The organism is Flavobacterium frigoris, from assembly GCF_900111075.1.
Lineage (GTDB): Bacteria > Bacteroidota > Bacteroidia > Flavobacteriales > Flavobacteriaceae > Flavobacterium > Flavobacterium frigoris.
In genome coordinates, this window is sequence record NZ_FOFZ01000009.1 from 40,424 (window position 1) to 51,982 (window position 11,559).

General features: G+C 28.8%; 7 protein-coding genes. 4 read left to right on the forward strand and 3 right to left on the reverse strand.

Features of this window, described 5'->3' with window-relative positions; all coding sequences use genetic code 11:
- The first annotated feature begins 52 nt into the window (after positions 1 to 52).
- The 4 genes from BMW63_RS12325 to BMW63_RS12340 all read left to right on the forward strand — a co-directional run bounded on the left by BMW63_RS12325 (position 53) and on the right by BMW63_RS12340 (position 8,061).
- Positions 53 to 1,159, forward strand: coding sequence for a hypothetical protein (locus tag BMW63_RS12325; RefSeq protein ID WP_074723778.1), 1,107 nt, complete (start codon positions 53 to 55; stop codon positions 1,157 to 1,159).
- Positions 1,160 to 1,586: 427 nt separating this feature from the next.
- Positions 1,587 to 2,738 carry a cysteine desulfurase family protein gene (locus BMW63_RS12330; RefSeq protein ID WP_074723779.1) on the forward strand — a complete coding sequence of 384 codons (1,152 nt, stop codon included), beginning with the start codon at positions 1,587 to 1,589 and terminating at the stop codon, positions 2,736 to 2,738.
- Entirely contained in the window at positions 2,731 to 5,130 is a 2,400-nt protein-coding gene (locus BMW63_RS12335; RefSeq protein WP_074723780.1) for an ATP-binding protein, read from the forward strand. Before BMW63_RS12330 ends, BMW63_RS12335 begins: the two co-directional genes overlap by 8 nt.
- A gap of 18 nt (positions 5,131 to 5,148) precedes the next feature.
- Positions 5,149 to 8,061: a tetratricopeptide repeat protein gene (locus tag BMW63_RS12340; RefSeq protein ID WP_175460285.1), complete on the forward strand. Its 2,913-nt coding sequence runs from the start codon at positions 5,149 to 5,151 to the stop codon at positions 8,059 to 8,061.
- A 2-nt stretch (positions 8,062 to 8,063) separates the two neighbouring features.
- On the opposite strand, the gene BMW63_RS12345 is transcribed toward BMW63_RS12340, so the two are convergent.
- From BMW63_RS12345 to BMW63_RS12355, 3 genes are read right to left on the reverse strand one after another with little or no spacing between them, the layout of a single operon-like run.
- Positions 8,064 to 8,903 carry a hypothetical protein gene (locus BMW63_RS12345; protein ID WP_074723782.1) on the reverse strand — a complete coding sequence of 280 codons (840 nt, stop codon included), beginning with the start codon at positions 8,901 to 8,903 and terminating at the stop codon, positions 8,064 to 8,066.
- On the reverse strand, positions 8,900 to 10,030 hold the full coding sequence (locus tag BMW63_RS12350) for a hypothetical protein (RefSeq protein ID WP_074723783.1): 1,131 nt from the start codon (positions 10,028 to 10,030) through the stop codon (positions 8,900 to 8,902). Before BMW63_RS12350 ends, BMW63_RS12345 begins: the two co-directional genes overlap by 4 nt.
- A gap of 1 nt (position 10,031) precedes the next feature.
- The gene (locus BMW63_RS12355; RefSeq protein ID WP_139174237.1) at positions 10,032 to 11,555 is read right to left on the reverse strand and encodes a hypothetical protein; all 1,524 of its coding nucleotides are present in this window, start codon (positions 11,553 to 11,555) and stop codon (positions 10,032 to 10,034) included.
- Between the last annotated feature and the right edge of the window lie 4 nt (positions 11,556 to 11,559).

An 11,559-nucleotide genomic window follows, 5' to 3' on the forward strand; every position in this document is an offset into this window, starting at 1 on the left:
TTTGCTAACTTATTGTAGTTATATCAATTGTCTAATTTCAAAATTCTTAATTATGAAAAAAATTATTTTAATTCTATTTCTTGTTTTTGCAGTTAAAACAAGCTCTCAAACAATTCCAAAATCAAATACTGAAAAAAATAATAATTTGTACTTTAAAGATTATCAAATCAAAGATTATCAAATTCTAAAAAGTACAATCTTAGATTATTCTTCGGAATTAGAAGTCCCATTTGGATATGACGAAGTGACTATAGAAGATGAAATGATAAAGTTGTTTGATCCCGAAAATTTTAAATGTGATTGTGATGAAAAAGTGATAAAAAACATTAAAAAAGTCGTTGCTTCAAAAAAAACAAACAATACTCCCGAAAAATTGGGATTTATTCCAGATATAGTTAAAAGCAGGATTGGGAATAATCCAGCGTTTAAACTTTCAGGGCTTGGAAGTAAAATACTTGCTAATAGCTTTACATATACATACATTCAAAATAGTAAAGCTATTACAAAATCAGGAACAGCTGTTGATTCTCCTACTTCTAAAAATTTTAATATTGAAACTTATTTTGAATATGATGCATCAAATTTTCTTTATAGTTTAGATTGTTCAGGATATTTATCTGCTGCTTTAAGCTCTGACATTGGTGTTTCCGGAAATGCAGTTGAAACCTCTGCAAAAGGTGCAGCAAAAAGTAAAAATTCTTTAATAATTATTTCTGGAATAATGTACTCACCACTTTATCAAGCATATAAAGGTTTCGGAAATTATAAAGATGAAACAAAAGAAATATTAGAATTGCGTAAACAAGTAATTAATCAAATAATAAAGTCAATACCAAATTATGCCAATGATGATAAAACAATGATAAGTCTTGATACGGATTATAAAGTAGTCATTACGTCTAATAAAGGTGATTCTAGTTTTAATGGAGAAGCTTCTTTGTCAGGTAAAGCTGGAATGGGTTTTGGTTTTGGAAGTTTTTCGATAAAAGGTGAATCGGGTGGAGAAATTGGGCGTAAAAGTAAATTTTCTGATTTTGATTGTTATGTCATCAAAAAAAATAATTTAAATGAACCTGACATATTAACGATAAAAGATTTGAATGTAAAAATTGTAGAAATTGATAATAAATTAAAAAGTATTCCAGCTAAAGTCGATTGAAAAATGGTGAGTTTGAATTTTAAATAATGTACTGCTTATAATCGAGTAGACGGCTCCGCCCCAAACGGAACGGACTGCGCCTCTCACACCACCGAACGTACGGGTCACGTATTCTACGGTTCGCAAAGAGATGGGTTAAGTTCGAGGTAAACATCTGTTAAGGATTGGTAGCCTCTTCGTTTTAAACGTTGCATAGTAATGGCGGTACACAAAATAGGACTCTTCGTAATAGCCCAACCACCTTTGTGAGTGCGACTGAAAGCATAAGTATGGTCTTTTTTTGTTAAAAATTCTTAAATTGTTAAAAAAGATTGTTTGTAATTATATGAATGAAAATAAATAGGTGATTTAATTCATTTAAATTTTCATTTAAATTTTTTTTGAGTGATAATTTAGTATATTGACACTTTAATTTTTGATTTAAAGAATGAATTCTAGTGATATAATGTATTTTGATAATGCTTCCACTACTAAAGTAGATGATGAGGTAATAGATTCTATGTTACCTTTTTTTAAAGATTATTATGGGAATGCTTCAAGTTCTCATAAATATGGTTCCAATATTAAAAAAGAAATAGAAATTTCTAAACAAAAAGTAGCCGATTTAATCAACTCTAAAACAAAGGAAATTATATTTACTTCCGGTGCTACGGAATCTATCAACATGGTTCTTAAAGGAATTACAAAAACAAATTCAAAAAGAAATCAAATAATAACGGTGTCAACGGAGCATTCTGCTGTTTTAGATACTTGTCTTTTTTTAGAGAATCAAGGAATTGATATTGTTTATTTACCTGTAAAATCAAGTGGTATAATTGACCTTGAAGAATTGAACAAAATTATTGGCCTACAAACATTAATGATTTGTATAATGCTAGTCAACAATGAAACTGGAGTTATACAACCAATAAAAGAAATAACTGATTTAGCTCATAAGCATGGAGCTTTAATGTTTACAGATGCTACACAAGCAATAGGTAAAATTAAAGTTGATGTATTAAGTCTAGATGTTGATTTTATGGCTTTTTCTGCTCATAAATTTCATGGTCCAAAAGGAATTGGCGCTTTGTTTTTAAAAGAACAATTAATTAAAAATTTTAATTCCTTGATTCATGGTGGCGGACATCAAGATGGTCTTCGGAGTGGGACTTTAAATGTTACTGGAATTATAGGACTTGCAAAAGCTTGTGAAATTGCAAAAGTTCAAGTAGAAACTTCTAAACAGATAGAAGAATTGAGGAATGAGTTGGAAAATGAATTGCTGAAAATTGATGGTACTTACATTAATGGGGATATAGAAAAGAGAATATGTAACATTTCAAATATTTGTTTTCCTTCCATCGATTCTGATGTGCTGATAAATAGGCTTGATACAATATGTGTCTCAAATGGCTCTGCATGTACTTCCGCATTGATTGAGCCCTCTTACGTTTTAAAAGCAATGGGCTTAAGTAATGAAGATGCATTTTCTTCGCTTCGATTTAGCTTAAGCAAATATACGACTAAGAAAGAAGTTACTTTTCTAATTGAAAAATTAAAACAAATTATAACGTACTTAACATCTTTGAAACATGTTTAAAATTACTAATGAAGAGCTTTTTAACGCGTTATATTTTTGTACTACCGAAGAGAAAGTAGATGAAATAATTCAAAAATATCCAGAAGCATTTATTGATGAGAACTGGGCACCTCTTGGCGGAAATGAAAATATGTTTGGTATTGTACGTAACCAACAATCTAGTCCAATCGCTGCCTTAGTAGAGAAAATAACAAACTCTATTGATGCTATTTTAACTAAAAAATGCTTGGAAAAAGGAATTTTGCCTACATCAAATGATGCACCTCAAACAATGGATGAAGCAATAAAGCTTTTCTTTCCAAATTATAAAAACTGGGATTTAAAACAAAATAGAAGAAAGCAGTCTGAGGATATTCAAATTTTAGCAGATGGTCCGCCCAAAAATACTTCTGTAATCATATATGATAACGGTGAAGGACAACACCCTAATGAGTTTGAAAACACATTCCTTTCACTAGTTAGAGGTAATAAAATTAACATTCAATTTGTTCAAGGAAAGTATAACATGGGAGGAAGCGGAGCTTTGGTCTTCTGCGGAAAAAAACGATTCCAACTTATAGCTTCTAAAAGATTTGATGGAACTGGTAATTTTGGTTTTACATTAATCCGACAAAGAAAAATAAGTGAATCTGGAGAAAATAGAAGATCGAGTCATTTTGAGTTTTTGAAAATAGATAACGAAATACCTAATTTTCCAATTACTGAGTTGAATTTAAAATTAAATGGACGGAATTTTACTACGGGTACAATCATTAAGATGTATTCATATCAATTTCCAACCGGATATTCTGGTTTTGCCCAAGATTTAAATCAGAGTTTGAATGAGTTCCTTTTTGAACCTGTATTACCTTTGTTAACGGTTGATAATAAAGAACGTTATCCAAACAATAAAGTTTTAGAACTGGACTTGTTTGGATTAAAAAGACGTTTGGAAGATTCCCAAAGCGAATATATTGATACTTATTTTTCTGAAGAATATGACGATGAGCTTTTTGGTAAAGCAAAAGTTACTTGTTATGTTTTTAAGCCTAAAACGGAGAAACATGATTTAAAGAAAAGTAAAGAAATTATCAGAAGTAGATTCTTTAGGAATAATATGTCTGTTATGTTTTCTATCAATGGACAAGTACATGGTAGTTATACTTCAGAATTTATTACACGGACGTTAAAATTTAATTTACTTAAAGATTATTTGTTAATACATGTTGATTGTACCAAAATAAATCCTGATTTTAGAGAAGAATTATTTATGGCTTCTCGTGATCGTTTAAAACATGGAGAAGAAGCAAATGCCTTACGTGATTATTTAGGTAAAAAATTGCGAAAAAGTCAGTTGGAGGAAATAAACAGAAGGAGAAAAGAAACTATTGGATTAGAAAGTGAAGACACGTCCGAATTGATTAAATCTTTTGCTAAGAATCTACCGAAAGATAGTGAGTTATTTAAATTACTACAGAACACTTTAAAGTTAGAAGAAAAAAAAGAAGAAAAGAAGAGCACACCAAATTCAATAAATCCAAAACAAGAGCAAAAGCCCTTTTTGCCCCAACGCTTTCCAACTAAATTTGATTTATTCAATAAAAAGGATGGTATTAATTTAATAAGTTTACCCAAGAATGGTGAACGAATTATAAAGTTTGATAGTGACGTAGATAATGATTATTTTGACAGAACTGACGAACCTGGAGAGCTCCAACTCTCTATTTTAAAAGTTAAGCATGATAGTAAGACTGGTGGTGATCAAGCAGGAGAACAGACAGAAGTATCTGCACTACTTAACATTGCAAAAAGTAGTCCAAATAAAGGGACAATTAAAATAACATTGGCTCCAACAGAAGAAATGAAGGTTGGAGACGAAATTGAAATAAAAGCTTCTTTAACCGCTCCGGGAAAAACCTTTGAAGAAATTATATTAATTAAAATTACTGATAAAGAAGCACCAAAAGAGGATGTCCCAAAAGAAGAGGAAGATTTAGATCAGATTGGGTTGCCAAAACTTCAAAAAATATATGAAAAAGACTGGGCTGCCCTAGAAGCAAGAGGAATACCAATGAATCGAAAAACGGTTATGTATCCTTCATCCGAAGGTGATAAATTGGAAGAAATTTTTATCAACTTAGATAGTCATGTTTTTTTAAGTCATCGCTCCAAATTAAAAAATGAAGATCAAATTGTAACTGCGCAACGAAAATATATTTCATCGGTATATTTTCACACGTTATTTCTTTATATGATAACTAAGAGAAGGAATTATACTATATCTAGAGATTCTAACGGAACTGAACAAGATATAACTATTGATGAGTACATCATGGATGTATTTGATAGTTATTATAGTGACTTTTTGTTAAATTTTGGAATGGAACAATTGATGGGGGCTTTGGAGGAGTAAATGAATAATCTAAAACATATGAGTATAGATAATTTACTAAACGAAACGGATGCTGCAGTATATCTAGGCATTACCAAGGAACTCTTATTTGCTTATGTTCGTAATGCTCCTAAAAAGAATAAAGGCGAGGATAGAAAGCTTACCTCAAAAGTTATTGATTGTCAAAATTATTTTGAAAAACAAGAACTTGATAGTTTTAATTTATACTTAAAAGAGCCATGGTCGAACTCATCTAACCAACGCCCTCCAATACCTACATATATCAAAGAGTATTTGAAGGTTGAAGTAAACGGAAGATGTCCAATCACGGGCGAAGGATATCCTTTAGAGGATGCTCATATTGTTCCATATAGTGACTCGTTAAATCATCACCATCATAATATTATTAGAATTTCTGGCAACATTCATTCTAAAGTTGATAATGGAATCATTTCCAGAGATATATTAAAAGAAATCAAGAATCAATTAATAAATGAATTAAATCGTAAAACTTCAGGTAAAGTCAATTTGTTTATAAATGTTCCTAATCCTCATCCGACTTATATTGGTAGGCTAGTACAATTATACGAATTAACTGTTTCTATGGAGTCAGAAAAACTGATTGTAATTGAAGGAATAGGAGGAATTGGTAAAACTCAATTACTAATACAAGCACTACATAATGTTAGCTATCATAATCCTGTTATTTGGATTGATATAGAATCAGTCAAGACTTTTTCTGATTTTCTGATTTTATTTAATAACATAGTTTCTAATAATTTGCATGTTTCTTTCTCGGGCAATGGAATAGACTCCTTGCGAGAAGTGCAGGTCACTTTTGTATTTGATAGTATAGAAAGTCTTTTGAAGGATGAAAGAGATAAAGTAGAGGATTTTCTGAACAACCTACTTATAAAAACGTTGAATGTTCAGTTACTAATAACTAGTCAGCAGAACTTGTCATTTTGGGATTATCCACAAAATAGCATTAAAATTCAAGGACTGGATTCTGAAGAAAGTATTGCTTTGATTAGAGAATTGTTAAATGATAAAGTAATTATTCTTCAAAATGAGATAGAATGGATTTTGGAGTTTTGTAACGGACATCCTTTATCAATAAAACTAATTACTAATCTTATAAAGTATTATGAATCTTCGAAACAAACAATAATCGAACTTAAGAAAAACCAAAGTGTAGAATTACCTAATAAGTATCAACATAATAAAAATACCTCACTATATACGTGTCTTGCTATGGCATATAATGTATTAACAGAGCAGCAAAAATATTTTTTGCATTATTTGAAATTCTATCCAGCTGGATTGAAGTTGGTCTGGGCGGAAAAGCAATTTGAAGAACTTTCATTCCATAAAATCATTGCTGATCTCAAACAATTATTTTTTGTTGAAATGCAAAGAGATACTTTAAATTTTCAACGGCTGATAATTCCTAACCCTATACGCCCTTTTTTAGAAGAAGTTGTTGCAAAAGATATGGAAGTAAGTAAAAAGAATGTAAATATTGAGAAAGACGCCATTACAAATATAATGATAGAAGCTGTGATAATTGATTTACATCATATAGAATCAAATACTCATAATGACTTATCCTATGGAATTATGCGTATGGAAGATGAAATTCCAAATTTATTATTAGCGCTAAACATTGCTCAAAAAAGAGCTGGTTCTTGTGAAAAACTACAACAAGTTATTGAGAGAGATAATTACCTTAGGATTGTTGGTGGAGTTGCTAGTGCTTTAGGGAAATTTTGTCATACTAGGAGTTATTACCAAGAAGGTGTATTATTTGCAACTTCAGGCATTGATGCATATATGAAACTTGAAGACTATACGTTAGCAGCTACTCAATATATGTATCTTGCTCAAATTCAATCTAGGTTAACTGATATTGTAGGTTTACAAAAAACTATAGAAAATTTAGAGAAACTTTATGAATTAGCTAATAATGAAGAGGCTATAATTAATGCCCTTTGGGCAAAAGGATTATTGAATTTTGACATAGAAAAATATAGTGAAGCCAAAGAAAATTTTGTTAATGCTGCCGATATTTTAGAAAAGTGTATTCGTGAATATGAAAATATCTACAAGAATAATAGTGATGACATTAGTAAAGCATCACAAAAATCTAATTATGGCAATTTATTTTTATTAAAATCTAATATTGCAAAAACATATGAATTTCAAGGAGAATATCTTACGGCAATTTCTATTTATAGAGAAATAATTGAAAGTTTTCTGAAAATCTGTACAGAAGACGATATTGCAAGCATATATCACCATTATGCACATTGTTTATGTAAAACGGGAGGTATAAAAGAAGGGGTGAGCTTTTATTACAAATCAATTGAAATATTTGCTAGAATTGGACACTATGAATATTTAGCAAATTCGATCTCTGATTTAGGTCAATTTGTTGAGGATTATCCTGAAATAGTTAACCATTCTCAATTAGATGAAGAAATATTTTCTTTAGCATTGAATAGTATCAATAATCAATTGTTTCAAATTCCAGAATTAATTGAGGAAATTAGTTCAAATTCCAACATAATTTCTCATAATTTAATAGGTAAAATATTCTGGATGTTAAAAGCCATTAGTTTTTCAGAATATGCTTATATTTTTAGTCACTGGGTGTTGGATTTAAAAGAAGATATTCAAATTAACTTTTCAGAACCTAATTATCTCGTAGCAATGCTAAATTTAGGGCATTGTGCAGGAACAGTAAAGAATTGGAAAGGAAATTCTGAATTAGAGCCTTTATTTATTAAATCAATGCTTCAAAGTTGTTTAATTGTAAATGGAGGTCCAGACTTAAAAAGTAAAACAAGAATTTTCTACTGGCTAGCCAAATGGATGCAATTTTCAGGAATTCAAAGTGATGCGACAGCTGAAAATTTATGGAATCAGGTTTGGGAATCTTTTGAAAAGTGAAACTATACTAATTCCCAAACCTTTTCTAAATCCTCCATTCTTTTATTAATATATGGAATTTTTTCTCTGAAATTACTTTTCTGGATATTAGTTAACAACTCCTTCCAATCTCTATTTTTCCTCAAAACATCTTTAAAGTCAGGATCACTAATTATTTCAGACAATTTATCATTTATATCTTCCTTTAAATCACTTAATATTTCAATTAATTGAGTTATAATAATTTTTTGTTTACTTTTTAGAGCGTCTACAAACTTATTGCTATAATCTCTAAGTTTTGCCAGTAATATACCTACATCTTTACTATAAAGCTGTTTTAGGGAATGACAATATTTTATTAATTGGTTTTTCGTAATATACTGTTTTAACCAAAATATGGTCATTAAATCAATACTATTCAATATTTGACCTATAACATTAATTTGGTAAAAATGATCAAAATCTTTTTTAGCTGGACTGTCATCTGAGATAAAATGAGTTTTTAAAAGATTTTCACCAAAATCATTTTTTCCATAACGACTAAGTTTTATAGAATAACTTACCGAATGGGACTCTCCATTTTCCTTAAAACAATTATTATTTCTTTTTTTTGTAAAATATAAGCTATCTGAATAATCTTCTCGATCTATGTAGCTTTGCAATTGTTGAAAGATAATATTATCCAGTATTTCTTTATGAGAGTCATCTAAAACATTTACAAATTTGTTAGTTACTAACTCTTCAAAAACTATTGGTGTTAGCTTAATTTCATCAAAAGATTTTATGAGATATTTAATATATTCATCATCGTAATTAATTTGAAGAAGATTCAGAATAGTACATGTATCTAAATATGCTATCATAATTTACTCTCAAATGATGGAATTTCATCTTTTACTGATTTAATAAAATCGATATCGATTTTATCTTTTCCTAATAAAATAGCTAATTCAATTATTAAAGAAAATACCTCATTGATTTTTCTAATTGATAGGTTACCAATGTTTTCTAGTACATATTTTATTGTTTCTTCATTTTCAAAAGGACCAAATTTATCTTGAATATTATTTAATTGTGGAGAGATTAATTCTTCTAAGTAATTTATTGCTTCATTAAGAGAAGGTGCTTCAAAATTGATTTGAATTTTTGCTCTAGTTGACAGTGCTTCTCCCAAAATAATTGACAAATCTTCAATATTAAAAAATGTCTTAGGAGTGAAATTCAGAAATAATAAAAAATGATTGGGTGTTTTATCAAATAGTTGTCTTAAAAAAGTGGTTACTCTATCTTGGCTTTGTTTATTTAAAGTGTCAATATCTTCAAACTCATCTAACCACAATATGAACGAAGAAAATACTCTTTTTTCAAAAGTAATACAGTTTATATAAGTACTTAAAAAATTCACTATCTGTTCATCATCTTTTAACCCAAATGGTAATCCTAATTTAACCAAAGTACTTTTAGTTGCATCTCCAAATAAGTATGCCTCAATTGCTTGAAATTTATCAGCATTATCATCAGATATTATTAGCTTGAAAAGATCAGAAATAATAATATCGTTAGAGTTTACATCAATAATTGTATCAATTGACTCGTGAGCCAGTAGTGATTCTTTTACTTTGTCAAAATCAGCCTTCATATCAGATAAACTAATTTGTCCCAAAAAACTTCTAAAGAAAGATTGTACAGGATCTTTAGACGTACGTGGTAAATTTATCTTTATACTCTTTGTTTGATTAGCCGATTTTTCCGCACTTAACTCATTTAATCTATTGGTTTTTGTATAAAAATTTGCGGCATGTGTTTTACCACTTCCATATCTTCCCCAATTTAAAACTATTCTTGAAGGAGAAGTCTTCATAGCAAATGACAACCTGTCTTCTATCTTTTTCTTCAATTCCAAAAAACCAGCCCAAATTAAGTCTTTTGGGTTAATAGATGGTCCTGTTCTAAATGGGTTTTCTTTTAGTTTTAAGTCTGATAATTCCATATTAATTTATTTTTTTTAAATATAAAGCACCGTCATTTTCTGTATTGAACCAATCAATTGAAAATTTATCATTTGGTTCTTGAAGATATTTTTTTAATTCTTCAAATTCTATGATCATATTGTCTTCTAAGAATGCTTTAAAACAAACGTAATCAATCCCTTGAGAAGCTGCAATTTTATTAGGTGCATTCGTTTTAAAAACTTTAAAAGCTTCTAGAATATATTGATCTATTTTTCTATAATTTAGAATAGTACTATTTTTATTCAAATCAAAGATATCATTAAATACATGAAAATAGTTTTTACTGATAAAAGAATTTAGTACCAATTGCTTATTTAAATTTTTCTCAAATAATTGAAATAATATTCGAACTAAATTTAGACCTTCTTTAGTGAAAAAATATTGTTTTTCTTTTGTTTCTGTTTTTAATTCTAAAAGGCCTAAATCCATAAGCCAATTTACTCGAGGTTCTATGATATGCTCCAAGTAAACTAAGGGCTTTGTCCAAGATGATATTCGAGTTTTCAATTCAATAATTTGTTTCTTTGTAATATTATTATTTGAATATTGTTGATTTAATTCTAATTCATTTTTTACATAGTCTACGAAAACCTTTTTTATAGAGATTGTACTAATTGGTTTTTGAGCGATATAAATAATATCAATAATCGTCCAAATGTATAAAGAGTCAGAAATTAAAATTTGTCTAAAAAAAAATAGTTTATCTAGTATATTAAGTCGAAATAGGTTTTTATTTTGAGTGAAAATTTTGTTTAGATGAAAATATATCTTGCTTTGTTTTGTTAAAATATAGGAATTATTAATTTGTGTGACAAGATTTAACTCTTCTAATAGATTAACATACGGTTGAGCCGAGGAACCAATTGGTGTTTTTTTGATTAATCCTTTATTATCACCAGTATTATGTTTACCATACTCTAATAAATCCTCATTATATAATGTGCTATCAGTTTCAATTCTTTTGCTTAGATAACTAATAGGAAAATAATTTGAATGTTCAAATAATTCAATTATCAACTTTAAATAACCTAATCTTCTAGTTTTAGTATTTGATTGTATTATAACTATTTTATTACTCTCAACTAAGTGATGCTCTAAATAAAATGGATTTGACTTTTGCTCAACTACCTCTTTAGTCTTTAATAAAATTGAAGTAACATTATGTTCGCTGAATGAGTCATCTATTTGAAGAAAGACTTCAAAAAATATTTTACTAGAATCATTTGCTTCCTGACCAAGATTATATTTCGGGATTTTGTTCGTTTGGAGATAACATACGTTTAAAAGAGAATATAAACTTTTAACGAATCCAGTATGCTCACTTTTATATTTCCTAATTACTGCCTTCTGTATTTTGTTTTTGAACTCTGATATAAAAAACGCATCCTCATCGATTTTCCTATCAAAAACAATATTTAAAATAAATTCATCTTCTACTAGTTCAATAGTATTGTCTTTAATTGTTTTTTTTTTAAATCGATTAATATAGTTGTATAGTTCCATCCAT